18 protein-coding genes are annotated in these 26,179 nt (G+C 61.2%); 5 read left to right on the top strand and 13 right to left on the bottom strand.

The annotated features are described in order from the left end of the window. Positions 1–11: 11 nt before the first annotated feature. The 3 genes from FDG13_RS18840 to FDG13_RS18830 are packed head-to-tail and all read right to left on the bottom strand — an operon-like array spanning position 12 to position 2,209. Complete coding sequence (locus FDG13_RS18840) at positions 12–725, bottom strand: ABC transporter permease (RefSeq protein ID WP_180132209.1); 714 nt, start codon at positions 723–725, stop codon at positions 12–14. Further along, the gene (locus FDG13_RS18835; RefSeq protein ID WP_180132208.1) at positions 725–1,411 is read right to left on the bottom strand and encodes an ABC transporter permease; all 687 of its coding nucleotides are present in this window, start codon (positions 1,409–1,411) and stop codon (positions 725–727) included. The genes FDG13_RS18840 and FDG13_RS18835 overlap by 1 nt, the downstream gene beginning before the upstream one ends. Positions 1,412–1,441: 30 nt before the next feature. After that, positions 1,442–2,209 carry a transporter substrate-binding domain-containing protein gene (locus FDG13_RS18830; RefSeq protein WP_180132207.1) on the bottom strand — a complete coding sequence of 256 codons (768 nt, stop codon included), beginning with the start codon at positions 2,207–2,209 and terminating at the stop codon, positions 1,442–1,444. A gap of 182 nt (positions 2,210–2,391) precedes the next feature. Between FDG13_RS18830 and FDG13_RS18825 the strand changes: the two genes are divergently transcribed. Further along, positions 2,392–5,637 carry an EAL domain-containing protein gene (locus FDG13_RS18825; RefSeq protein WP_180132206.1) on the top strand — a complete coding sequence of 1,082 codons (3,246 nt, stop codon included), beginning with the start codon at positions 2,392–2,394 and terminating at the stop codon, positions 5,635–5,637. Between the two features lie 42 nt (positions 5,638–5,679). On the opposite strand, the gene FDG13_RS18820 is transcribed toward FDG13_RS18825, so the two are convergent. Further along, positions 5,680–8,286: an ABC transporter permease gene (locus FDG13_RS18820; RefSeq protein ID WP_180132205.1), complete on the bottom strand. Its 2,607-nt coding sequence runs from the start codon at positions 8,284–8,286 to the stop codon at positions 5,680–5,682. 242 nt (positions 8,287–8,528) lie between these two features. Between FDG13_RS18820 and FDG13_RS18815 the strand changes: the two genes are divergently transcribed. From FDG13_RS18815 to FDG13_RS18800, 4 genes are all read left to right on the top strand, one after another. Next, positions 8,529–9,938 (top strand): aspartate ammonia-lyase, encoded by a 1,410-nt coding sequence (locus FDG13_RS18815; RefSeq protein ID WP_180132204.1) that lies wholly within the window; start codon positions 8,529–8,531, stop codon positions 9,936–9,938. A 110-nt stretch (positions 9,939–10,048) separates the two neighbouring features. Further along, on the top strand, positions 10,049–11,392 hold the full coding sequence (locus tag FDG13_RS18810) for a dicarboxylate/amino acid:cation symporter (RefSeq protein WP_180132203.1): 1,344 nt from the start codon (positions 10,049–10,051) through the stop codon (positions 11,390–11,392). 147 nt (positions 11,393–11,539) lie between these two features. After that, positions 11,540–13,402, top strand: coding sequence for an ATP-binding protein (locus FDG13_RS18805; protein ID WP_180132202.1), 1,863 nt, complete (start codon positions 11,540–11,542; stop codon positions 13,400–13,402). After that, positions 13,399–14,742, top strand: coding sequence for a sigma-54 dependent transcriptional regulator (locus tag FDG13_RS18800; protein WP_180132201.1), 1,344 nt, complete (start codon positions 13,399–13,401; stop codon positions 14,740–14,742). Before FDG13_RS18805 ends, FDG13_RS18800 begins: the two co-directional genes overlap by 4 nt. A 50-nt stretch (positions 14,743–14,792) precedes the next feature. On the opposite strand, the gene FDG13_RS18795 is transcribed toward FDG13_RS18800, so the two are convergent. The 9 genes from FDG13_RS18795 to ileS all read right to left on the bottom strand — a co-directional run bounded on the left by FDG13_RS18795 (position 14,793) and on the right by ileS (position 26,110). Continuing rightward, positions 14,793–15,260 (bottom strand): hypothetical protein, encoded by a 468-nt coding sequence (locus tag FDG13_RS18795; protein WP_180132200.1) that lies wholly within the window; start codon positions 15,258–15,260, stop codon positions 14,793–14,795. Positions 15,261–15,514: 254 nt separating this feature from the next. After that, positions 15,515–17,278: an aminodeoxychorismate synthase component I gene (gene pabB / locus FDG13_RS18790; protein WP_180132199.1), complete on the bottom strand. Its 1,764-nt coding sequence runs from the start codon at positions 17,276–17,278 to the stop codon at positions 15,515–15,517. Further along, positions 17,262–17,924, bottom strand: coding sequence for an ABC transporter ATP-binding protein (locus tag FDG13_RS18785; protein ID WP_180132198.1), 663 nt, complete (start codon positions 17,922–17,924; stop codon positions 17,262–17,264). The genes pabB and FDG13_RS18785 overlap by 17 nt, the downstream gene beginning before the upstream one ends. Before the next feature lie 49 nt (positions 17,925–17,973). Next, entirely contained in the window at positions 17,974–19,005 is a 1,032-nt protein-coding gene (gene miaA / locus FDG13_RS18780) for a tRNA (adenosine(37)-N6)-dimethylallyltransferase MiaA (RefSeq protein ID WP_370528254.1), read from the bottom strand. Between the two features lie 189 nt (positions 19,006–19,194). Then, the gene (locus FDG13_RS18775; RefSeq protein WP_180132196.1) at positions 19,195–20,322 is read right to left on the bottom strand and encodes a transglutaminase family protein; all 1,128 of its coding nucleotides are present in this window, start codon (positions 20,320–20,322) and stop codon (positions 19,195–19,197) included. Positions 20,323–20,450: 128 nt separating this feature from the next. Then, complete coding sequence (locus tag FDG13_RS18770; RefSeq protein WP_180132195.1) at positions 20,451–20,978, bottom strand: TlpA disulfide reductase family protein; 528 nt, start codon at positions 20,976–20,978, stop codon at positions 20,451–20,453. Between the two features lie 50 nt (positions 20,979–21,028). Further along, a complete protein-coding gene (locus FDG13_RS18765; protein WP_180132194.1) occupies positions 21,029–22,702 on the bottom strand; it encodes a Na/Pi cotransporter family protein in 1,674 nt (557 codons plus the stop codon). A gap of 25 nt (positions 22,703–22,727) precedes the next feature. Continuing rightward, complete coding sequence (gene lspA, locus FDG13_RS18760) at positions 22,728–23,246, bottom strand: signal peptidase II (protein ID WP_180132193.1); 519 nt, start codon at positions 23,244–23,246, stop codon at positions 22,728–22,730. Then, on the bottom strand, positions 23,246–26,110 hold the full coding sequence (gene ileS, locus FDG13_RS18755; RefSeq protein ID WP_180132189.1) for an isoleucine--tRNA ligase: 2,865 nt from the start codon (positions 26,108–26,110) through the stop codon (positions 23,246–23,248). Before ileS ends, lspA begins: the two co-directional genes overlap by 1 nt. Positions 26,111–26,179: the final 69 nt, after the last annotated feature.

Below are 26,179 nucleotides of genomic sequence, written 5' to 3'. Positions count from 1 at the left end.
ATCCATTCAGGTTAGTGTTTGCGTGGCGCCAAATAGGCCAGCAGCCGACCTTCGCTGAAGCGGAAAAACCCGATCAGACAAAACGAGGCTGCCAAATAAATCGCAGCGGCGGCCAGATAAGCCTCAAACGGCAAATAGTAAGTGGCGTAAATGCGGCTGGCCGCCGAGGTGACGTCCAGCATATTGGGCACCGCGCTGGCCAGGCTGGTGGCGTGCAACATCATCACCACCTCGTTGCTGTAGGCCGGCAAGGTGCGGCGCAGGGCGCTGGGCAAGACCACGCGCCACATGGTCTGCACGCGACTCATGCCATAGGCATGGGCGGCCTCGATTTCGCCAGCGCTGGTTTCGCGGATGGCGCCAGCCAGCATCTCGGCGGTGTAACCAGCGGTGTTCAGGCTGAACGCCAGTAGCGCACAAAAGAAGGGTTCTTTGAAATAAGTCCAGGGCCAGACCGCGTCCCAGCGCGCCTGGATCCACTCCAACTGGCCCAGGCCGTAATAAATCAAATACACCTGGATCAGCAACGGTGTGCCACGGATGACAAAGGTGTAGGCACCCACCACCCAGCGCAGCGGCGCCCAGGGGCCGGTCAGCATCAGCGCAAAAATCAGCGCCAGCACCCCCCCGACTGCGAGCGAGGCAAACAGCAGCCACAGCGTGATGACAATGCCATTGCCAAACAAGGCCAGGTTGTCTGGCTCAAAAATAACGGCCCATTCCATTACAACTGGCCTCGTTTGGTGCCCAGGCTGTAGCGTGCATTGACCTTTTTCAGGACAAACAGCGACACCGAGGTGTAGATCAGGAACAGTGCCCCGGTGAACATGAAAAAGACAAACGGCGAGCGGGTGGCGGCGCTGGCCTGTTTGGCCAGGTAAGTCATTTCCTGCAGACCAATCAGGCTGACCAAGGCGGTCGCCTTGATCAGCACCAGCCAGTTGTTGGTGAAGCCAGGTAACGCGTAACGCACCATTTGTGGCAGCGTGATGCGCACAAAGGTTTGAAAGCGGCTCATGCCAAAGGCCCAGGCGGCTTCCATCTGGCCCTTGGGGATGCTCAGGATCGCGCCACGGAAGGTTTCTGTCATGTAGGCGCCATAGATGAAGCCAATGGTCAACACCCCGGCCATGAAGGGCTCGATGTCGACGGTGGCTTCGGAGCCCAGTTTTTCCAGCAAGGTGTTGATGCCGATGGTGCCGCCGTAAAACACCAGCAGCATCAGCACCAGATCAGGAATACCACGAATGATGGTGCTGTAGAGGGTGGCCAGCCCCACCAGGAGGGGCTTGCCCGAGAGTTTGGCCGCAGCACCGGCCAAACCAAAAAGAATAGCCACCAGCAGCGCCAGCAAAGAAACCCCCACCGTCAGCAGAGAGCCGTGCAGGATGACCCAGAAATAAGACTGCATTGTGTGAGGGAAAGCGCCGCTGGAAGGGGTTTACTTGCCGTAAACGTCGAACTTGAAGTACTTGTCGTTGATGGTCTTGTATTTGCCATTGGCGCGGATGGCCTTGATGGCAGCGCTGATCTGGCCCTTGAGCTCGGCCTGACCTTTGCGCAATGCGACACCTGCACCGGTACCAAAGTACTTGGGAATGAACAATTCAGAGCCAACAAACTGGTAGTTTTCACCGCCCGGCTTGCTCAGGAAACCGCCGGTGACTTCCAAGGTGTCAGCCACGGTGCCGTCCAGACGACCCGCCTTGATGTCCAGGTAGACCTGGTCTTGTGCGTCATACGACACCACTTCAACACCCACGGTCTTGAGTTCGCCCAAAGCGTATTTTTCTTGGGTGGAGGCCTTCAGTACACCGATTTTTTTGCCTTTGAGGGAGGCCGGGCCATCAAATTTGATGTCTTTTTTCAGGACGATCTTGCTTGGGGTGTTGTAGTACTTGTCGGTGAAGTCGACTTGTTTCAGGCGGTCGGCGGTGATCGACATCGAGCTGATGATCACGTCGTACTTTTTGGCCAGCAGGCCGGGGATCATGCCGTCCCAGGGTTGTTCCACAAACACGCAGGTCCGCTTGATTTCTTCGCACAGCGCATTGGCAATGTCCACGTCAAAGCCGGTGGGTTTGCCATCGGCGGTCTTGAAGGTGAAGGGCTCGTAGGTGGCGTCAATCGCAACCTTGAGGTCCTTGCCGGCGGCAAAGGCGGTGGCGCACATGGCGGTGATGGCAGCAGCTAGCAGGAGTTTCTTCATACAGTGACTTTCTTACGACAGTGCCGGGGTACGGCGGGTTAAAAAATCGCGAACACAATATTTTAAGTTCAGCGTCTGGCCCTTCTGGTGAATGTTTCTACCTAGGGCACAGCTGCGGTGGGACCAGCATACTTCGTGCCAAAAAGTGTGTTTTGTATTCATCAATTAACATTTGACACACCATGCTGCCTGTTTTTTCGCCCCTTTGGCCTCCGAGTGTCTCGGCTCAGATGCCCATTGGGGTGGCAGTCCTCAGCCGTCGCGAGACAACCAGGGTGTGGTGGCGTTGCCTGCTGTTGCTTTGGCTGATGGTGTCTGGCTGGTTATTGACTTGGCCAGTGTTGGCAGCCGAACCTGTCCGGATCGCGGTGCGCGCCTACCGACCCCAGGCGCAGGTGTTGGTGCAATGGCAGCCCTTGGCCAAGCTGCTCAAGACGGCAATTCCCGAGCACGACTTTGAGGTCTTGGCCTTGGATCCGGCTGCGCTGCAGCAGGCGGTGGTCAACCGGCAGGTGGACTTTGTGCTGACCAACCCGGGCCAGTATGTGTTGCTGGCGCGCCGTGCCGGGTTGAAGGCGCCGCTGGCCACGCTGCTGGTGAATGAGAGTGGGCAGGAGGTGGCCAGTTATGGTGGTGTGATCTTCACCCGGGCCGATGCGCCACCGGTGGCCGCCCTGACAGAACTCAAAGGCAAGACCATTGCCGCTGTGGATGTGGAATCACTCGGTGGTTACCAGATGCAGGTGCTGGAGCTGCTGCAGGCCGGGGTCAACCCACAGGCCGACGGCAAGATGCTGCTGACCGGTCAGCCACATGACCGGGTGCTGGAGGCGGTGCTGAACAAACAGGCCGATGTCGGTTTTGTGCGCACCGGTGTACTCGAAGCCCTGCAACGCGAAGGCAAACTCAAACCCGGCCAGGTGCGGGTGATCCACACCCAAAAGCTCGATACGTTTCCGGTGCCCTCCTCGACATCTCTTTACCCGGAGTGGCCTTTTTCTTACCTGGGCCATGTGGATGAGCGCCTGGCGCGGCGTGTCACAGCCGCGCTGTTTTCGATTGACGGTGACTCGCCCGAGGCCCAGGCGATGGGTATACGTGGGTTTTCGGTGCCAGCTGATTACGCCCAAGTGGCTGACACCCTGCGTGCCTTGCGCCTGCCACCGTTTGATGTGATGCCGGCCTTCACCTTGCGTGATGTGGCCTCACGCTACCGCACGCCGCTGATCATCTCGACGGTGGCGCTGATGCTGGTGGGGCTGCTGGGGGTCCGGCTGGCCTTGGCGCAGCGCCGCCTGCGCGCCGAGGTCGCCAACCGCCAAGCCTCCGAGCGTGCCACCGAGCAGTCGCGTGAGTTGCTGATGACGGTGATTGACAACGTGCCGATCGGCATTTTCTGGAAAGGCCGTGACCTGCGTTTCCTGGGCTGCAACAGCGTGTTTGCCAAGGATTGTGGGCGCTCGCATGCCCGCGATCTGGTGGGTAAGGGCGATTTTGATGTGGCCGAGCCTGAACGCGCGCAGCGTTACCGTGATGACGATCTGGCGGTGATGGCCTCGGGTGTTCCGAAGCTGTTTTATGAAGACCGTTTTGTTAATCGCCGAGGCAAGTTACGCTGGAACCGCATCTCCAAAGTGCCACTGCGTGACCCGGATGGTGACATCTTTGGTGTGCTGGGCATCTACGAAGACATCAGTGAACAAAAACGCCTGGAGGCGCAGCTGATGCTCGATGCCAGCGTGTTTGAGCATGCACGCGAGGGCATCCTGATCACCAACCCGAGTGGCGACATCATCAACGTCAACGCGGCCTTCACCACCATCACCGGCTACGGCCGCACTGAGGTGCTGGGCAAAAACCCAAGGCTGCTGTCCTCGGGGCGCCACAGCGCCGAGTTCTACCGCAGTATGTATGCGGATCTGGCGCACCAGGGGTACTGGCATGGCGAAATCTGGAACCGGCGCAAGAGTGGTGAGGACTATGCCGAGATGCTGACCATCACCGCCGTGCGCGACCCGCAGGGTCAGATTCAGCACCATGTGGCCATGTTTTTTGACCTCAGTGACATCAAGGCGCACCAGCAGCAGCTGGAAAACCTGGCCCACTTTGACCCGCTGACCCACCTGCCCAACCGCGTTTTGCTGGCAGACCGGCTGCAGCAGGCGATGTCGCAGGTGCAGCGGCGTGACCGCCTGCTGGCGGTGGTGTACCTGGACCTGGATGGGTTCAAACTGGTCAACGACAGCTTTGGCCACGACGCTGGCGACTTCTTGCTGGTGGCGGTGGCCGACAACATGAAACATGTGCTGCGTGAGGGGGACACCCTGGCCCGGCTCGGTGGGGATGAGTTTGTGGCGGTGTTGACCGACCTCTCGGATGCCGAGGACTGCTCCCAAACCATGCAGCGGCTGCTGGCCGCAGTGGCCCGGCCTGTGCAGTTTGCCGACACCCAGCTGATGGTGTCCGCCAGCCTGGGGGTGACTTTTTACCCGCAGGCGCAAGCGGTGGACGCCGACCAGCTGCTGCGCCAGGCCGATCAGGCCATGTACCAGGCCAAGCTGACCGGCAAAAACCGCTACCACGCGTTTGACGCGGTACACGATCACAGCGTGCGCGGCCTGCACGAGAGCCTGGAAGAGATTGCCCGCGCCATCGATCAGAATGAATTGGTGTTGTATTACCAGCCCAAGGTCAACATGCGCACTGGCCAGGTGCTGGGTGCTGAGGCGTTGGTGCGCTGGTTACACCCGACGCGCGGTTTACTGGCGCCAGCACAGTTTTTGCCGCTGATTGACGACCACATGCTTGCGGTGAACCTGGGTGAGTGGGTAATACGCACCGCATTGGTGCAAATGCAGGCATGGCAACACCTGGGCTTGAACCTGCAGGTCAGCGTGAATGTGGCCGCCAGACAGCTGCAGCAGGATGATTTTGTCCAGCGTCTGAGTGAATTGCTGGCCAGTGTGCCAGGGGCCAATCCGGCCTTGTTGCAAATGGAAGTGCTCGAAACCAGTGCATTGCGTGACTTGGCACGCACCGCTTTGGTGATTCGCTCCTGCGCACAACTGGGCGTGGGTTTTGCGCTGGACGACTTTGGCACCGGTTATTCGTCACTGAGTTATTTGAAACACCTGCCAGTGCAGACCATCAAGATCGACCAGAGTTTTGTGCGCAATATGCTGGACGACGCCGACGATCTGGCTATTTTGCGGGGTGTGATCAGCTTGGCACGTGCGTTCGGGCGCGAGGTGTTGGCCGAAGGTGTTGAGACCGTGGCCCATGGCACACGTTTGCTGCAGCTGGGCTGTGATCTGGCGCAGGGGTATGGCATTGCCCACCCGATGCCCGGCCCGGCACTGGTCGACTGGCTGGCCAACTGGCAGCCTGACTCGGCTTGGGCCTCCGACGGAGGTGCCACCTGGCCGTGAGGCCAGGCCACATGCCAAACCACCATCATCGACGCTGTTGTTTCACCAATCCTCTTTCACCGCCAGCACCGCATCCTGGCCCGCGGCGGCGCGGGCGGCCAGCCAGGCGGTCAGGGTGCCAGCTGCCACCACCGACAGGCACAGGGTCAGCAACTTGGCCCAGGGCAGCATCAGGTCCATGGTCCAGTGAAAACTCTGTGGGTTGACCACCAACACCAGCACCAGCGCCACCACCAGACCCAGCCCCAGGCCGGCGATGGCACCCAGCGTGGTCCAGGCCAGACCTTCGAGCGCCACCACGCTGAGGATCTGGCGGCGCGTCAGTCCCAAGTGGGCCAGCAGGCCAAACTCCTTGCGCCGTGACAACACCTGCGCGCTGAAACTGGCCGCCACACCAAACAGGCCAATGCCAATCGCTACCGCCTGCAGCCAGTAGGTCACCGCAAAACTGCGGTCAAAAATTTTGAGTGAGATGGCGCGGATCTGGGCCGAGCTGCCAAACTCCAGCAGGCCACCGGTGCTGCGCTGGGCATCGGCACTTTCGGCGGCTTGCGGCCCGGCCAGTGCCTGCAGGGCTTGTTGCACCCGAGCTGCGTCCTCAGGTTGATCCAGCCACAGCGCCAGGTCGTTGGCGCGCTGGTCATTCGTCAGTCGCCTGAAGTCTGCCAGATCCATCGCAATCGAGCCTGACTGGCGCGCATAGTCGCGCCACACACCTGCCACAAAAAATGTAGCTGTAGGCCCTTTATCCACAAGGGCTAGAGGCCTAAAAGCCTTGGAAAGTGCGGGCAAGCTCTTGCCCACCTGGGCGCCGTGTAGATCAACCACCGCCTCACTCACATACACCCCAATCTGGCCGGGTGGCACCGGCAGCGGCGCCGCCAGCAGCGGCAGGTTACTCGCCGGGTCACCCAGTTCCCGTGCCAGCAGCGCCACCGCCGGCAGGCTGGGGCTGAGGCTCAGGGGCAACAGGCGTTGTGGCTGCAGCTTGTTCACCCCTGGCAGTCGGGCCGCCGCTTGCACAAAGTCCGGCGTAAAAAACACGGTGTCGCTGGCGCTCATGCCCACCGCGCTGCGCACATACAGGTCAGCGGGCAGCAGCCGGTCCAGCCACTGGGTGACCGAGTCGCGAAAACTCGCCACCATCACGGTCAGGGCGACGGCCAGGCTCAGCGAGGCCACGACACCGCTGACGGCCACTGCGGCGGTGTCGCGCTGGCGCCGGGCGCGCTCCACCGCCAGCAGCGGTAAGGTCTGGCGTGCCAGCCGGGGCGCCAGCCAGCCCAGCAGCATGCCAATCAACCAGGGCAGGGCGGTGATGCCACCCACCAGCAACATCCCGACCGACACATAGGCCGCCAGCGGTATGCCAAAAATGGGTGGAGACCTTGTTAACAGGGCGCCGATAGCTATCAAAAGTAAACTGACCCAGTGTGACTTGGACCCCGCGCCCAGGTTGCCCAGACCTTTGAGGGTTTGGGCGGGTGGCAGCTGCTGTGCCACCCGTGCTGGCCACCAGCCGCCCACCAGTGCCGCTGCCACACCCAAAGCGCCATACACCAAGGCGGCCAGCGGACTGAACTGCAGGCTCGGTGAGGCGCCCGAGAAAAAGCCGCTGCCCAGGTCACCACCGAGCAGGCCCAGCGCCAGCGCCGCCAACCCCGTGCCCAGCGCCAGCCCGGCCAGGCTGCCGACCAGTCCCAGCGCCAGCGACTCCCACAACATGAGCTTGAGCCGGTCGCGACCGGACAGGCCCAGCACCCCAAGCAGCGCAAACTGCTGCGCGCGTTTGGCCACACTCAGCGACAACACCGAAAACACCAGAAACGCGCCGGTGAACAGGGCAATCAGCGCCAGCACCGTCAGGTTGACTCGGTAGGCGCGCGACAGGTTGTTGATCTGGGACTCGGCCTCCTGGGGCTGCGCCACCCGCACGTCGCTTGGCCAGTCGGGTGCCGCCTGTAACTGGCGAGCCAAGGCATCGCGGTCCACACCTTTGTCCAGCCGCAAGTCGATGCGGGTGAGCTGGCCGGGCTTGTTAAACAGGTCTTGCGCCGCGCCAATGTCCATCACCGCGAGTGCCGGGCCAGCGGCGCGCACACGGCCTGCCACCTGGGCATCCACCCAGGCCATGCCACTTTGCAACTGGAGGGTGCCGCTTGAGCTTGCAGGCTCGGCGCCTGTGGGCCAGAGAATGCGTTTGGCCGCCGCGTTTAAAAACATTTGGCCCGGCGCAAACAGCACCCAGCGGTCCACTGGCGCAGCTTCAGGCAAGGGCATCAGGTCCGGTGAGATACCAAACACCGTCAAGGCGTCCACACCTACCACCCGCAGCGCGCGTTTGCCCTGTGGCGTCATCACATAACTGTTGATCTCCAGAATGGGCGAGGCGGTTGTCACGCCTGGGGTTAGTGCTATCTTTTTATAGATCGCCTGGTCAAAGTTGCCTTGCACACCCGACACTTCCAGGTCACTCTGGCCACCTACCGCGCGGGCTGCCTGGGCAAACTCGTCGAGCGCCGAGTTGTTGATCAGGTGCACAGAAAACGCCAGCGCCACGCCCAGCATCACCGCCAGCACGGCAGCGGCATTGCGCCAGGGGTGCTGGCGCAATTCCTGCCAGGAAAAGGTTTTGAGCAGTTCAAACATCAGGCGCCATTCTCGGGCAGCGCTTGGCTCGGCCCACCCGGCGGGGTTTTGTTGCGTTCGGGTTTCCGAGTGAGTTGTTGGGTGTTTGTTCGGAAAACCGAATGATGTCTATCGGAAATGCCATTTTTTCCTTATGAATCAAAGGCTTGTATTCTGTGTTGCTTGGTACGCTCCATGCTGTGAGAGAGGGGCCGCAGGCTTGCGGCACGGCCTTTGGCCGCAACCCGATTGCAGGAGTCCCCATGAGCACGAGTTATCGAATCGAAAAAGACTTTCTGGGCGAAAAACAGATACCGGAAGACGCCTACTACGGTGTGCAGACGCAACGTGGCAAAGACAACTTCCATATCACCGGCATCCCGATGTCGACCGAGCCTTACTTTGTCAAAGCGTTTGGCTACGTCAAGAAGGCCGCGGCTTTGGCCAACCGTGATCTGGGTTGCATCGACGCACAGGTTGCCAACGCGATCATCGGAGCCTGCGACCGGCTGATTGCCGGTGAGTTGCGTGACCAGTTTGTCACCGACTTCATCCAGGGTGGCGCTGGCACCTCCACTAACATGAACGCCAACGAGGTGATCGCCAACGTGGCGCTGGAAGCCCTGGGCCATCAGAAGGGTGAATACCAGTTCGTGAATCCGAACGACCACGTCAACTTTGGCCAATCGACCAACGACGTGTACCCGACCGCGTTCCGTCTGGCGTTGATCCTGCGCCTGTCGAGCTACATGGAGGCGCTGCGCAAGTTGCAGAGTTCCTTCTTTGCCAAGTCCAAGGAGTTTGAGAAGGTTCTGAAAATGGGGCGCACCCATTTGCAGGATGCTGTTCCGATGTCGCTGGGCCAGGAGTTCCATGGCTGGGGCACCACCCTGGGTGAGGAAGTGGAGCGGATTGCCGAAGTCCGCCAGTTCCTGCACGAGATCAACCTGGGTGCCACCGCGATTGGCACCACCGTCACCGCCGCGCCGGGTTACCCGGAACTCGCCACCAAATACCTGTCTGAACTGACTGACTGCAAGTTCATCCTGGGTGGTGATCTGGTCGAGGCCACCTCGGACACCGGTGCCTATGTGTTGCTCTCGGGTGTGCTCAAACGCACCTCCACCAAGCTGACCAAGATTTGCAACGACATCCGTCTGCTGTCCTCAGGGCCGCGCTGTGGTTTCAACGAGATCAACCTGCCGCAAATGCAGCCAGGCAGCTCGATCATGCCGGGCAAGGTCAACCCGGTGATCCCGGAAGTGGTCAACCAGACCAGCTTTCTGGTGATTGGTCTGGACCTGACCGTGACCCTGGCCGCTTCGGCGGGGCAGTTGCAGCTCAACGTGATGGAGCCGGTGATCACCTACGCGCTGTTCACCTCGATCGCGACCATGGAAAACGCAGTCAACAGCCTGCGCATCAACTGTGTTGATGGCATCACCGCCAATGTGGAACACGCCCGTGATCTGGTGCTGAACTCGCTGGGCATCATCACCGTGCTCAAACCCTCGCTGGGCTACAAGCAGTGCGCCGAAATCGCCCGCGAATGCCACCAGACCGGCAAGTCACTCCACGACGTGGTGGTCAAAGAGCGCCAGCTGATGACCCAGGCGCATTGGGACGAGGTGTTCTCGTTCGAGAACCTGATCAGCCCGAAATTCGAAAAGTAAGCCCCGCCTGAGCTTGACCCGCACTGCCGCGCCTGGGTGCGTGGCTGTTCGAGCGCAGGGTAGACCTGCAGGCCCAGATTGATTGAAATTTTTTAACCGAGGAAGACAACATGAGTCAAAAAAAAGGAATGCTCGACTGGTATTTCAAGACCAATCTGCTCACGCGGATCATGGTCGGGCTGGTCGCAGGCTGTATCGTGGGCATTTTGCTGGGCTTTGGTGACCCGGCCAACAGCAAGGCGTTTGTCGACAACACCAAGATTTTTGGTGACATCTTCATCCGCTTGCTCAAGATGATTGTGGTGCCGGTGATCTTCTTCTCGCTGATTGCGGGTGCGGCCAGCATCGCGCCGTCGCGACTCGGGCGCGTGGGGGTCAAGATCATTGCTTTTTACATGGCCACCTCGGCCGCCTCAGTGGCTGTGGGTCTGTTCTTTGCCAACTTGCTGCAACCTGGTCTGGGTATGGAGATTGTTGGCGCGGAAGCGGTCAAGGGCAAGGTCGCCGAGGCGCCTTCACTCTCGACCATTTTCCTCAACATCATCCCGACCAACCCGGCCGAGTCGCTGGCCAAGGGGGATGTGTTGCCGATCATCTTCTTTGCCATGTTGTTTGGTCTGGCGATTTCCTTCACCAAGGAGTCCAAAGACGCAACCGTGGCCAAGGGTGCCCAGTCGCTGTTTGAATTGGTGAACGCGGCGGCTGAGACCATGTACAAAATTGTTCGCGGCATCATGCAGTACGCACCGATTGGTGTGTTCTTCCTGATCGCCATGGTGTTTGCCCAACAAGGCGCCAAGGCGCTGGGCCCGCTGCTTTATGTCACGGTCACGGTCTACCTCGCTTTCATTGCGCTCACGGTCATTGGTTACGGCGGCCTGCTGGCGGTGTACCGGCTCGGTGTGATCAAGTTCTTCAAAGGTGCCAACGAGGCGCTGATCACTGCTTTTGTGACCCGTTCCTCGAACGGCACCTTGCCGGTCACCATGCGGGTGTCTGAAGAAAAGCTGGGTGTGCCACGCACCATCTCGTCCTTCACCCTGCCGCTGGGCGCCACCATCAACATGAACGGCACCGCGATCTACCTGGGTGTGTGCGCCATGTTCATCGGTTATGCCACCGGCCATCCGCTGACGTTTGAGCAGCAGATGATTGTGGTCACTACCTCGACGCTGGCTGCCATCGGCACTGCCGGTGTGCCGGGTGCTGGTGCCATCATGTTGTTGATGGTGCTTGAATCGGTGGGTATGAAGGTTGAGGCAGGTTCTGCCATTGCGGCTGCCTACGCCATGATCCTGGGCATCGACGCCCTGCTGGACATGGGCCGCACCTGCCTGAATGTGGGTGGCGACATGGTTTGCACCGCGATTGTGGCGAAGACCGAGGGTGAGCTCGATATGTCCAAGTGGGAAGATCAGTCCACCAGCGCTGTGCCGGTTCGCAAAACAACGTGATCTAGTTTGACGGCGGTCTGTTGACCCATGGCCGTCATGGGCACGACCAGCATCTGGCAGATACTCGCAGCTGTTGTTGCGAGGTCTGCCGCATCTGGCGTGTTTGATGGGGCGGACAACCTTGTTTGAAAGCCACCTGCCCAGCCCATGTTCACTCGCCGCCCCTTGCGTTTTTCCCTGCTGTTGCTGGCGCTGGCCGCGCTGGTGGCAGCGGCGTCGTTGACGACCTACCAGATCAGCCAACGCATGGGCTTGGCCGAGTTGCAAACCACCGGGCGGCACCGGCTTGATCTGTACACCGCCAGCCTGGAGCGAGAAATCGGCAAATACGCCTATTTCCCGGCCACCCTCGGGCTGGAACGCGACGTTCTGGATCTCCTCACCCAGGCCACCGACCCGCGTCTCACCGACCAGGCCAACGTTTACCTTGAGCGCCTCAATGAACGCGCCGGCACCTTGGCCATCTACGTGATTGACGACCAGGGCAAGGTGCGCGCCACCAGCAACTGGCGACGCAGCGACAGTTACCTTGGCGAAGACCTCGCTTTTCGCCCGTACTTCCGCGAAGCGATGGACACCGGCAGCGGGCGCTTTTTTGGCATCGGCACCACCCGCAGTGAACCGGGTTATTACCTGTCCTCAGCCTTGAGCGACGACAGCCGCACCCTCGGTGTGGCGATTGTCAAGGTGGGCCTGGACCAGTTGGAGCAGTCGTGGTCCACGGTGGAGGCGCCAGTGCTGGTGGCCGATGAAAACGGGGTGGTCATCCTGAGCTCGGTGCCCGATTGGAAGTTCACCACACTGCGGCCTCTGGACGAGGGCACCCGCAAAACCTTTGACCGCACTCAGCAGTACAACCGCCGCGCTCTGCAACCGCTGGGTGTCAGGGAGATGGCCGACCTCAGCCAGGGTGCACGCCTGGTGCAGCTGGCCAAACAGCCGCAGGAGATGGTCTCGGCCTACCCAGTGGCGGGCAACTTTCTGGCGCAGTCCCAGGCCATGCCCGGCACGCCGTGGACACTGACGGTGTTCTCCCACGTCAAGCCCGTCAACGAGATGAGCTTTATCCGGGCCAGCGTGGCGGGTGTCACAACGATTCTGCTGTGGATTCTGGCCTCGATGGTCTACCAGCGGCGGCGGCACCTGCGTGACCGCTTGGCCGCCCGGGAAGCTTTGCAAAGGGCCCACGATGAGCTTGAGCGCAAGGTCGAGGAACGCACAGCAGATCTTTCGTCCGCCAACCAGCAGCTTCAGGAAGAAGTGGTAGAACGGGTGCGTGCTGAACGCACATTGCGCGCGGCGCAAGACGAACTGATCCAGGCTGGCAAACTGGCGGTCATCGGCCAGCTCTCGGCCGGCATAGCGCATGAACTGAACCAGCCGCTGGCGGCGCTGCGCACACTCTCAGGCAATGCGGCGCGGTTTCTCGAACGCGGTGACGAAGCCACCGCACGCTCTAACCTGGAGCGTATTGCCCAGCTGGTGGACCGTATGGGCCTGATCACCGGTCAACTCAAGGCCTTTGCCCACAAATCCAGCGGGCAACCCCGGCCGGTCGATATCCGCCAGGTGGTCACCCATGCGGTGGCCATCCTGGAGCAGCGCCTGCGCAGCAGCGGCGCCGAGGTCCAGATGGCTTTTCCCGATGTGGCGCTGTTTGCGTTGTGTGACGCCAACCGGCTGGAGCAGGTCATGGTCAACCTGGTCAGCAATGCACTGGACGCCATGGCCGAGCACCCCCAGCCCCACCTGGAGATCCACTGTGCCAGTCAGGGGCCCATGCTGCGCCTGACTGTGCGCGACCATGGCGCGGGCCTGAGTGCGGAGGTATTGCCGCGTTTGTTCGAACCCTTCTTCACCACCAAGGAGGCCGGGGTGGGCCTGGGCCTGGGGCTGGTCATTTCAGCCGGTATCGTGAGCGACTTCGGTGGTACGCTCAGCGGCGCCAACCACCCTGACGGCGGCGCCGTCTTCACCCTGGACATCCCCCTAGCCACACCGGCACCATGACCCAAGCCCTCAAAGTACTGATCATCGAAGACGACCCGGATGTGCGCCTGGGTTGTGAGCAGGCGCTGCAACTTGAAGGCATCCTGACCGAGAGTGTCGCCAGCGCCGAGGCGGCCAGACACCTTCTGGGCAAAGACTTCCGGGGTGTCATCGTCAGCGACATCCGCCTGCCACGTATGGACGGCATGACTTTTTTGCGCGAGGTGCTGGCGGTGGACCCACAGCTGCCGGTGGTGTTGATCACCGGCCATGGCGACATCTCGATGGCGGTCCAGGCCATGAAAGACGGCGCACATGATTTCATCCAGAAGCCGTTTTCGCCGGAATACCTGGTTGAGGTGGTGCGCCGCGCGTTGGAGAAACGCCAGCTCACCCTGGAAGTGCGTGACCTGCGCAACCGCTTGGATGGCCGCGACCAGATCGAAGCGCGCCTGATTGGCAACGCAGATGGCATGCGCAAACTGCGCACACTGATCAGCGGGCTGGCCGACAGCGCTGCCGATGTGCTGATCCAGGGCGAAACCGGCACCGGCAAGGAACTGGTGGCGCGCTGCCTGCACGAGGCCAGCTCACGGCGCAAAGGCAACTTTGTGGCGATCAATTGCGGTGGTTTGCCCGAGACGCTGTTTGAGAGCGAAATTTTTGGCCACGAGGCGGGCGCCTACACCGGCGCCAGCAAACGCCGCATCGGCAAGATCGAATACGCCAACGGCGGTACTTTGTTCCTCGACGAAATCGAGAGCATGCCGGTGCCGATGCAGATCAAGCTGTTACGTGTCTTGCAGGAACGCACGCTGGAGCGGCTGGGCTCCAACACCCTGATCCCGGTGGACTGCCGTATTGTGGCCGCCACCAAAGAAGACTTGCGCACCTTGTCCGAGCAAGGCCGTTTTCGCGCCGATCTGTATTACCGACTCAGCGTGGCCACCGTGCCCCTGCCACCGCTACGCGAGCGGCGCGAAGATATTCCGCTGCTGTTCCAGCACTTTTTGCTGCAAGCCGCAGCGCGCCATGGTCGACCGGTGCCGCCATGCGACGCCGCCGCCATCCGCCAGCTGATGGCCTACCACTGGCCCGGCAATGTGCGCGAACTGCGCAACGTGGCCGACCGCTGTGTGCTGGGCATCGAGTCGGGCGCGCCGCCTTTTGGCAACGAAGGAGGCGACCACCTGCGTCCCCTGGCCGACACCGTCAACGCCTTTGAGCGCGCCCTGATCGCCGAAGCCTTGCAGCGGCATCAAGGCAGCCTAGCGCGCAGCGCCGAAGCCCTCGGTGTGGCCAAAACCACCTTGCACGACAAGATCAGGAAATACGGGTTGTCTGATACCGGTACGGTCTGACAAAGCCAAACGTATTCAAAAGAGCCCAACGTTGCGGTTAGACCTCGCTTTCATAGCGCTGCGACCTTTGAAACAACCTCATAGACTTTATATAGGGCATAGCCACCATATCCGACTGGAACCAAGAAGTCGAAAGCAAAACGGATGAAGTAGTTTGTGGATTCCAGTGCACTGGCTCTGCCCTTGACGAACTCGTGAACGTAGCCAGTATTTGCATTGCTTTGAATTCTCGCTTGCAGGTGTATATCCGCCCACGCATAGAGGAGAAAGCCAATGAGCGCATATAGATTTACAGCCGCGAGCAAGATAAGAAGATCCCGCCTTTTGCTACTTTCAAATACTATTCCGAGCGCTTCGATTTTTGTTGGGAGTATTCCAAGAAGAATAATGACGAGCGAAATAGTGCTGGCTACAAGCAGAAGTCGACGCTTTGCGCGCGTTGAAGGGCTTAGCGCATCCTCGAGCCGGGCGCGCCACTGCGGTTTGATTTCTTCGAGATCGGCGGTCTCAAGTGTCATTTGCGAGGCCTAACGAATGAATGGGACTTCCCCGTTCCGAGCAAGCCGCGACCCGTGAGGGTTGCGGTTAACGGTAACTAAGTTCCCCGATGGAGAGGTCAAACTTTTCATCAACTTGTCTGAGAGGGGAAATCATGGTCATCGTAACCGTTGGAATCGATCTGGCAAAGACCGTCTTTGTCGCTCATGCTGTTGATACAACAGGTAAGCCCGTGCTACTGCGGCGGGCGGCCCAGCCAGCCCGCTGGACGCACTCAGTCGCTCGTGCCTACCAGCCGCGCCTCCACCCACCCGCGTAAGCTGTTGACAAAGGCCAAGCCATGCACACGCGGCAGATCGGCCAGGGTGATGACGGCTTCTTTGAGGCGGTCTTGGGCGATGAAGTGGGCGCGGCCCACACCGTTTAGCAGGCCGCAGTGCAGTGCTGGCGTGAACCACTGGCCGTCCAGCAACACCGCGATATTGCCGCGGGTGCATTCGGTGAGTTCGCCACGCTCGTTGTAGAGCAGGGTGTCAAAGATGGCTGGGTCGGTCGGGGTAAAGGCTTCGTAGTGGCTGCGCCGGGTGGTTTTGAAGCGGGTGAATTCGCTCTGTGCTGCTTCAAAAGGCGTAGCTGCCAGCCCAATAGATACAAGGTCTGGCGTGCTATTTTGTTTGTATTTTTCGGCAAAAGGTCGGCCCTGGGCGTCGAGCAGCAGGCGCACACGCCAGACGGTGGTGTCATCGCTGCGCATGTCGGGGTCAAGCAAGGTTAACAAAGCGGCACGTACACGCTCCTCGTCAAAAGGGTAACCAAAATGCCTTGCAGCCCTTGCCAGCCTTGCCAAGTGTGCTCCTAAGTTGTGGAACACACCGGCTTGCAGTCGCAGCGTTTCCAACAACGCAAAAGCTTCGCTGGCGCGTTCCAGAAACATTCGTTTGTGTTGCCACTCGCGCCATTCGTTGGGTGCGGTGGCGTCATAGGTGATGCCGCTGCCAATACCGCAGCGGGCCTGGGCGCCCTGGATGGTCACGGTACGGATGGCGACGTTGAAGGTGGCATGGCCGCCTGGGCGAACAACGCCGATGGCGCCGCAGTAGACCCCACGCGCCTGGGGTTCGAGGTCGTAGATGGCCTGCATGGCCCGCACCTTGGGCGCGCCGGTGATGGAGCCGCAGGGGAACAGCGCGCCAAACACCTCGCTCAAGCTCGTACCGGGGCGGGTTTGTGCGGTCACGTCCGACACCATCTGATGCACCGTGGGCAGGCTCTGCACCGCAAACAGGGACGGCACCTGCACCGTGTGCGGTTTGGCGATGCGCGACAGGTCGTTGCGCAGCAAATCCACAATCATCACGTTCTCGGCGCGCTCCTTGGGTGACGCTGTGAGCGCCTGCACCAGGGCCGCATCTTCCTGCGGCGTCTGGCCGCGTGGCGCGGTGCCTTTCATCGGCCGGGTCAGGATGTGCTGGCCGTCCCAGTCAAAAAACAGCTCGGGTGAGACCGACAGAATCTGCTCCTCACCCGTGTCGATGTACGCGGCGTAGCCACCGGGCTGGGCTTGTTGCAGGCGCGTAAACAGTTCAGGCGCGCTGCCGACAAAATCTCCGTGCAACGGGGCGGTGTAGTTCACCTGGTAGTACTCACCCGCGCCAATCGCCTCATGGATCGTGGTCAGCTTGTTATCGAACTGATCACGGCTCAGGGGGCTGTGCCATCGCACTTGGGTCGGCCCTACCGTGTCGGCGGGTGCGGGTGGACCAGGCGGCCAGGGCAGGGCGTGCTCAAACACCCCAAACCAGGCCAGCGGGCCATCCGCCGCATAGGTGAGCAGTGCCTTGTCAAACGCGCTTGCGGCCTCATACCGCAGGTAACCGACACACCAGCGGCCCGCTTGGGCGTGGGCTTGCACCTTGTCCAGCAGCGGCTGGATCTGCTCGGGTGTGTGGGCCACCAGGGTGTCTGTCGGTGCCTCAAAGGCACAGCGTAAACGTGTCTCGCCCCCTTGCGGGTCGGCAAAGTCAAGCCGGATCAGCATGGTCCAGCAAACCGTCGGCAGTCAGCAGCAGCCTGCGGTCGGCACGCGCCGCAGCGGCCACCGAGTGCGTCACCAGCACCATCGCGGCGCCGTGGGCGCGGGTCTGGCTGACCAGGGCGTCCATCACCCGCTCAGCGGTGCGGGGGTCGAGGTTGCCGGTGGGCTCATCGGCCAGCAGCAACATCGGCCGATGAACCAGCGCCCGCGCAATCGCCACACGCTGCAACTGACCACCGCTGAGCTGTTGCGGCAGGCGCTCCCCCAGACCTTCGAGGCCGACCTCGGTCAACATGGCTTGTACGCGGGCTTCATCCAATTGGCCCAGCAGCATCAGCGGCAGGGCCACGTTCTGGCTCACGCTCAGGTGCGGCAACACATGGAAGGCCTGGAACACAAAACCGGTTTTTTCGCGCCGCAGGCGGGCCAGTTGGTCGTCACTCTGGGTGCTGAGGTCCAGCCCGTCCAGCAGCACGCTGCCGCTGTCCCAGCTGTCGAGTCCGGCCATGCAGTTGAGCAGGGTTGATTTGCCGACGCCCGATTCACCCACGATGGCGACAAACTCACCCGGCTGCACATGTAAGGAGACGTGGCGAAACACCGGCACGCTGCCGTAGTGTTTGCTCAAGTTCTGGATGATCAGGCTCATGGTGGGGGGTGTGGGGCTGTCCTGCAGTGCGGCGAGGATAGGCCAGATGTCAGTGCCGCAGTGTCTCTGGGGACAAACCCGCCACAAAGGTATTGGCCAGCGCCAGCACCTGTTGCAATGCATCGGGTGCGTCGCAGGCCACGATTTGGCGGTCCTGCATGCTGCGTAACCAGGTGATCTGGCGTTTGGCGAGCTGGCGGGTGGCAAAAATGCCTTTGTCGCGCAACTCGCTGATGGGCCACAGGCCGTCGAGCGCCTCCCAGACCTGGCGGTAACCCACGCAGCGCATCGAGGGTAAATCGGGGTTCAGGTCACCGCGCGCGCGCAGGACCTGCACTTCGTCGAGCAAACCCTGTTTGAGCATCTCGTCAAAACGCTGGGCAATGCGCAAATGCAACCAGCTGCGCTCCAGCGGCTCCAGCGAGATCAGCATCGACGTTGCAGCAGCTTCTGCATTATTTTGGCAAAACCCCGGGTCCAGGCCTGTAGCCCTTGTATCCATTGGGCTAGTAGCTTCTTTTTTGCTAGTGTGAAAACTGGCCAGCGTCTGCCCGGTGAGGCGCCACACCTCCAGCGCCCGCGAGATGCGTTGTGAGTCGCCGGGTGCCAGCCGTGCCGCGGTGACCGGGTCCACCTGCGCCAGCTCAGCATGCTTGGCAGGCCAGCCCTGTTGCGCGGCTTCTAACTCGATCTGGGCGCGCACGGTCGCATCGGCCTTGGGCAGGTCGTCCAGGCCCTGGCGCAGGGCCTTCAGATACAGCATGGTGCCGCCCACCAGCAACGGCAACTTGCCACGGGCGTGGATCTCGTGGATCAGCTGGCTGGCATCTGCCACAAACTCGGCCGCGCTGTAGGCGTGCAACGGGTCGCGGATGTTGATCAGGTGGTGTGGTGCGGCGGCCAGTTCGGCCGCGCTGGGTTTGGCGGTGCCAATGTCCATGCCGCGGTAAACCAGGGCGGAATCGATGCTGATGATCTCGACCGGGTGTTGCTGTGCAATGGCCAGCGCGGCGGCGGTTTTGCCTGCAGCGGTGGGGCCCACCAGCGCCAGGTAGGGTGGCAGGGCAGGCGACTGCTTCACAGGCCGACCACCAACACGGGGGTGTTGCCTTGCACGATCACGGTGTTGTGCCTGGATTCTGCGGTGGCGTGAGCGCACCCGCAAACCCATTCAGCCAAAGCAAGAACAAATAAGACTTTCATCCAGAACCTCTATAAAAACCGACACCGTGTCAGCGGGCGTGGAAACACCCCCACCCCAGTCTGACCATTAAGCCGTGATGTCCCGTGCGCTGATCTGGTATTTGAAGTCGTCCGGGGCGTAAGAGTCCAGGCGGCCAGCGGCATTCTCGGCCACCGGGTACATCAGGAAGCCCAGGCGCGGCCCGGTGGAATGGGGCAGCGTCACGTCGTGGGCGGTGTTGTAGGCCATCCAGTTGCCTTCCCAACTGCCAAACAGGGCCTTGTTGACCGGCGCCACCAAGGCATGGTTGGACGACTTGATCCAATCTGGTGTTTCCTGGCGCATGACCTTGGTCACGTCCGCAGGGTCCATCGCCACCCAGCCATACTGCTTGAGGTAAACCTCAGCCCGGCAGTGTTGCGCACCTTGCAGGCTGGCTGAATTGCCGCCCAACTGCTTGTAACCAAAGGCCGAGGGCGCCAGCCGCAGTCCGTAAACATCGCGGGCGGGCAGACCGACCGAGCGGCACAAGCCGACAAACAGCGCATTCAGGTCCGCGCATTTGCCACCCAGGTTGCCGGTCTCCAGCATGGTCTGGATCTCGCCCTCGCCGCAGCCTTGCACCTTGGGTTCACGGAAGGTGTTGACCACCACCCAGTCGTAAAGCTTTTGTGCCTTTTCAACATCGGTACGTGCGCCGCGAATGGCTTGCAGCGCGGTTTGGCGCACGATGCCATCGGTGGGCAACAAATGGGTGGGCTGGGTCCAGTAGTTCAGCGCCGCCTGGTCTTCGCTGGCGGCGTGTGGGTGGGCCCAGTCGACAGAGCGGTTTTGGGTCTGAACTTTGCTGGTCAGCTCGACAAAAGGTTTGGCTTCGTTCTCGGCAAACTCGACATACAACATCTGTGCACCATACCGACCATCGCTGGTGATCTGGGTCTTGCCATTGCTGGAGAAAGTGCTGCCCAAGGATTGTTGCCAGTCGCTGTTGACGGACGGCATGGGCAGCCACAGGCGTGTGACACCTTGGGGCTTGAGGATGTTGACCCGGGTGGTGACCTCAAAGCTGCGCCAGGTGCCTGCTTGCGGCGCAAACTTGTGTTCGGTCGCTGGTGTGTTTTGTGCAAAAGAAATAGCAGGCAATGAAGCTGCTGCGGCGGCTGCCGCCATATTTTTCATAAAAGCACGGCGTGCTTGGGTGTGAACGGGGGTCATTGAGAGAGCTCCGGAAAATTGGAAAAGGACAAGTGCCGTCTGCGTATGTAAAGGTACGCATCTCGGCTGTGGCGATGCCGGGCTGGCCCGTGGTCGAAGCGCAGATTATCGCGGTGTGCCTGGATGGCCTATGGGGCCGCCGGGTTCAGCAAAGGCTCGATCAGTGTGGCGGCCTGCTGGCTCGACCAATCCACCTCACCGCGAATCACTGTACGCACCTGCCCGTTGGCGGCCACCAACACGGTGGTTGGGAACACACGGGCACCCCACTGGTTTGCCATCACCCCGGTCGGGTCCAGCAGCACCGGCAGCTCAAACTGCGTCCGCTGCACAAAACGCTGCACGATGGCATTTGACTCCTTGAAATTCACCGCCAGCACCACCAGTTTCTCGGGCCCATAGGCCTGAGCCAAGGTTTGCAGTGACGGCATTTCTGCCAGGCAGGGCGCACACCAACTGGCCCAAAAATTGATCAACACCGCCTTGCCACGCAAGTCGGCCAAGCGCCACACCTTGCCTTGAAGGTCGGTGCCCACGCGTGCCGGGACAGGGCGGTGTGCTGGCCAGGTGGCAAGTTGGTGGTTTTGTGCGTGCACCCAGGGGCTGGCGAACAGGGCTGCCAAGGCCAAGGTCAGGGTGAATGATGTGCGAGACATGTGAAGCCAACCATGGTGCGTGTGCGTGCCCAACCCACGGTGGACTCGGCTCAAATGGCCGAGTCAGGTGAACCTGGCGCAGCTGCGGGCTGACGCAGGCGGTTGGGTGCGAGCGCGCCGGTGGACTCCAGGATCGGGTAGGCAATCGCGCAGATCAGCGAGTTGATGCGTTTGAGCTCGCTGATCAAATCCAGGTGCAGCGAGCTGGTTTCGATGCTCTCCAGCGTGTTGTCGGTCAACCGGTTCAGGTGATTGGCGGCGTATTTCAGCTCCAGATCACGAAAACGGGTTTTTTCTTCGAGCAGCTTGATCGCGTCGCGCGGGTCGTCGTTGAGGAACACACTCATGCCTAAACGCAGGTTGTTGACCAGGTCACCATGCAACTCGGTGATTTCGGCCATGCCCGCCGGTGAGAACTCGCGCCCGGTGCGGATTTTTTTGTTTTCGATGTCTTCGAGGATGCGCTCGACGATGTCGCCAATCTGCTCCATGTTGATCGTGAAGCTGATCACATCGGTCCAGCGCCGACCTTCCTTGTCGTTGAGCGCCTCGCGCGAGATCTTGGTCAGGTAGTACTTGATGTCGGAGTAAAGCCGGTCCACCGTGTCGTCCATCTTCTGCAGCGACTTGGCCAGCTCCATGTCGTTGGTCTTGATCACATCGAGCACACCACGCAACATGGTCTCTACCACGTCGGCCTGGTGCATGGCTTCGCGCACCGCACAGGCCAGCGCCACCGAGGGTGTCGCCAGCGCCGAGGCGTCCAGATGGCGGTGGCGGCCATTGAGCGCATTGCGCTTCGGGATAGGCAGCCAGTAGGCCACCCAACGTGCCACCACCTGGGTCAGGCCAATGAATAACAGCGCCACCAGCGCGTTGAACATGAAGTGAAACAGCACCACGGTGGTGGCCGCGTCGGCCACGTTGGGGCGCACATGGCTGAGCCACAGGCCCATGCTGGGCGCCATCAGCGCCACACCCAGTATCTTGAAGATCAGGTTGCCCATGGGGACCTGACGCGCTTCGATGGGGGAGCGCAGCGTGGTCAATACCGCCAGCAGGCCACTGCCCAGGTTGGCGCCCAGCACCAGGCCCAGCGCCACATCTACCGTGACCACATGGCTGTTGGCTAGCGTGGCGATCAGCAGCACAATCGCCAGGCTCGAATAACTCAGCACCGACAGCACCGCACCGATGGTGATCTCGAGCAAGCGGTCGCTGCCCAAGGTGGCCAGCAGGTCACGCACCGCCTGCGCTTGTGTGAGTTCGTTGGCCGAGGCCCGCACCAGGCTCAGCGCCAGCAGCATCAGCCCCAGACCAATCAGGATGCGCCCGACATAACCGGCGCTGGTGCTTTGTTTGGCGATGAATAACACCACACCGACAAAAATGAACAGCGGTGACAACCAGGACAGATCACGCGAGAACACCAGCGCCATCAGGCTGGTGCCCAGGTCGGCGCCCAGCATCACCGCCAGCGCGGCAGTCAGGCTCATGAGCCCCTGGCCCACAAAGGCCGAGATGATCAGCGCGGTGGCGGTGCTGGACTGCAGCAGCGCAGTGACGCCCACGCCTGAGAGCACCGCCGTGAAACGGTTGCCCACACTTTGCGCCAGCACCCGGCGCAGGTTGGCGCCCAGCACCCGCAGCGTGTCCTTGCGCACCAGGTGGGTGCCCCACACCAGCAGGGCAATCGCGGCCAGCAGGTTGAGCAGGTGGGTCAAGGTGGTGGTCTAACTCAGGTGGGTTTCAGCGGCCACGGCGTACACGCAGCAGCTCGTCGAGGATCAGGCAGATCGCGCCCAGGGTGATGGCGCTGTCGGCCACATTAAAGGCCGGAAAGTGCCAGTTTTTCCAGTAAAAGTCCAGAAAATCGACCACGTAGCCGTGCAACAGCCGGTCAATGACATTGCCCAGCGCACCACCCAGAATACTGGCCAGCGCAAAAGCAAACAGTTTTTGCCCGGGGTGGGACTTGAGCAGCCAGATGATCAACACCGCCGCACCAATGCCAATGCCGGTGAACAACCAACGCTGCCAGCCGCCCGAGCTGGCCAGAAACGAAAACGCGGCGCCGTGGTTGTGCACCCGCACCAGGTTGAAAAAGCTGGTCACCGGGTGGCTGTCACCAAGCTGGTAATACCCCAGCACCAGCACCTTGGTGAACTGGTCGACCAGGATCACCACCAGCGACCAGGCCAGCCAGGGCAGCCAACTGCCCGAGCTGGATTGGAAGCTGATGCCTGAACCCTTGCCCCGGCCGGCCATCAGGCAAAGCTCCGGGTTTCACCGCTGCCAAACAGGTTGCTGGTGCAACGTGGGCACAGGGTCGGGTGGGCCGGGTCGGTGCCCAGCTCGTCGCTGTAATGCCAGCAACGCTCACATTTCACGCCATTTGAGGCACTGGCCCTGATGGATAAAGACTCACCAGCTACCAGTTCAATAGCGGATGTGATGAACACAAACTTCAGGTCAGCACCCAGGCTTTGCAGCAAGGCCAGATCGTCCGGGCCGACGGTGAGTTCCACCACCGCTTGCAGCGAAGAGCCCACCTGGCCGTTGGCGCGCAAGACCTCGATGTCTTTGTTGACTTGGTCGCGGATCTCGCGGATGCGGTTCCACTTGGCCAGCAGCTCGGTATTGGGCTCAGGCTGGGTGCTGTAGGTGTCCATGAAGATCGAGTCATGCGTGGCCGCCGGGGTTTTGCCTTCGGCACCCAACACGGCCCAGGCTTCCTCGGCGGTGAAGCTCAGGAAGGGTGCCATCCAGCGCAGCATGGCCTGGGTGATTTGCCACAGCGCGGTTTGGGCGCTGCGCCGGGCCAGCGAGTTGGCGCCGGTGGTGTAGAGACGGTCTTTGAGCACGTCCAGGTAAAACGCGCCCAGGTCTTCACTGCAATAAATCTGCAGCTTGGCCACCACCGGGTGGAATTCATACACCTCAAAGTGCGCCAGGATGTCGGCTTGTAACTGCGCAGCACGGCTTAACGCGTAGCGGTCAATTTCCAGCAACTGCTCTGCGGGCACGCTGTCCTTGGCCGGGTCAAAGTCCTGGGTGTTGGCTAGCAGGAACTTGAGGGTGTTGCGCACCCGGCGGTAGGTGTCCACCACCCGCGCCAGGATCTTGTCGTCACCCGCGATGTCGCCCGAGTAGTCGCTGGCAGCGACCCACAGGCGGATGATCTCGGCACCGAGCTTCTTCGACGTTTCCTGCGGGTCCACGCCGTTGCCAGCGCTTTTGCTCATCTTGTGGCCTTTGCTGTCCACGGTGAAGCCGTGGGTCAGGATGCCCAGATAGGGCGCGCGGTCATACATCGCGCAGGCGGTCAGCAAGCTGGAGTGGAACCAGCCGCGGTGTTGGTCGTGGCCTTCCAGATACAGGTCGGCTTCGGGGCCGCTGTCATGACCGCAGCCCGGGTGGGAACCCTTGAGCACCGTGGTGTGGGTGGTGCCGGAGTCAAACCAGACTTCCAGAATGTCGCTGCTCTTGGTGTAGAACGGCGCATCATCCTGCGCGTCCACCGTGGCCAGGATGGCTTCGGTGCTGGCCTTGCTCCAGGCTTCGATCCCGCCTTCTTCCACCATGTTGGCGGCGATGTCGAGGATGTCCATGGTTTTGGGGTGCAACTCACCGCTGTCTTTGTGCAGGAAAAACGGCAGTGGCACACCCCAGCTGCGTTGGCGGCTGATACACCAGTCGGGCCGCCCGGCGATCATGTCGCGCAGCCGCACCTTGCCGTTTTCCGGGTAAAACGCTGTGTTTTCAATAGCGGCCAAGGCAGTCTGCCTGAGGGTCTGCGGCGCTTTGTCCTTGGTAAAGATGCCCTCACCCTCGTCCATACGGATGAACCACTGGGCGGCGGCGCGGTAGATCACCGGCGTCTTGTGGCGCCAGCAATGCGGGTAGCTGTGCACGATGTTCTCGGTGGCAAACAGGCGACCTGCGTCGCGCAGCGCATCGATGATCACCGGGCAGGCTTTCCAGATTTGCTGGTTGCCAAACAGCGGCAGCTCAGGCGCGTAGACACCATTGCCTTGCACCGGGTTCAGGATGTCGTCGTATTTCATGCCGTGTGACACACAGCTGTTGAAATCCTCCAGACCGTAGGCGGGGGCAGAGTGCACGATGCCGGTGCCGTCCTCGGCGGTGGCGTAGTCGGCCAGGTAGATCGGGCTCAGGCGGTCATAACCCGCATCCACGTGGGCGAACGGGTGTTTGAAGTTCAAACCACCGAGGTTCTTGCCCACGGTGGTGGCGACTACGTTGCCGGTCAAGCCAAAACGCGTCATGCATTTTTCGACCAGTGACTCAGCCAGAACCAAGAAGCCGCGCTCGGTATCGACCAGCGCGTAGGTCAGCTCGGGGTTCAGGTTGAGCGCCTGGTTGGCCGGGATGGTCCACGCGGTGGTGGTCCAGATGACGGCAAACGCCTCTTTGTCGAGAGCGCTCAGCCCAAAGGCTGCGGCGAGTTTGGCCGGTTCAGCGCACAAAAAGCCGACGTCCAGCGTTTGTGACTTCTTGTCGGCATATTCGATCTCGAACTCGGCCAGGCTGGAGCCACAGTCAAAACACCAGTACACGGGCTTCAAGCCACGGTAAACAAAACCGCGTTCGATCACACGTTTGAAGGCGCGGATTTCATCGGCCTCGTTCTTGAAGTCCATGGTGCGGTAGGGGTGCTCCCAGTCGCCCAGCACACCCAGGCGTTTGAAGTCGGCCATTTGTAACGCGATCTGTTCGGTAGCGTAGGCGCGGCTCTTGGCCTGCATGTCGTCACGGGCGAGCTTGCGGCCAAACTTCTTTTCAATCGCGTTTTCAATCGGCAGGCCGTGGCAGTCCCAGCCCGGGATGTAGACCGCGTCCAGCCCCTTGAGCTGGCGGGCCTTGACGATCATGTCCTTCAGAATCTTGTTGACCGCGTGGCCCATGTGGATCTGGCCGTTGGCATAGGGCGGGCCGTCGTGCAAGACAAACAGCGGGGCACCCCGGCGCGCCACGCGCAGCTTCTGGTACAGGCCCTGGTCTTCCCAGGATTTGACCCACACCGGTTCGCGCTTGGGCAGGTCGCCACGCATCGGAAACGGGGTGTCGGGCAGGTTCAGGGTGCTGCGGTAATCGGTTTGAGTGGTCATGGTGTGGGTAGGCGGGCAAATAGTCACGGGCATCTTGGCCAACTTGACGGATGCCAGCGGTCAATACGT

Source organism: Rhodoferax sp. BLA1 (assembly GCF_013416775.1).
In the GTDB taxonomy this organism is placed as follows: Bacteria; Pseudomonadota; Gammaproteobacteria; order Burkholderiales; family Burkholderiaceae_C; genus Rhodoferax.
This window is presented reverse-complemented; position numbering and strand designations above follow the sequence as displayed.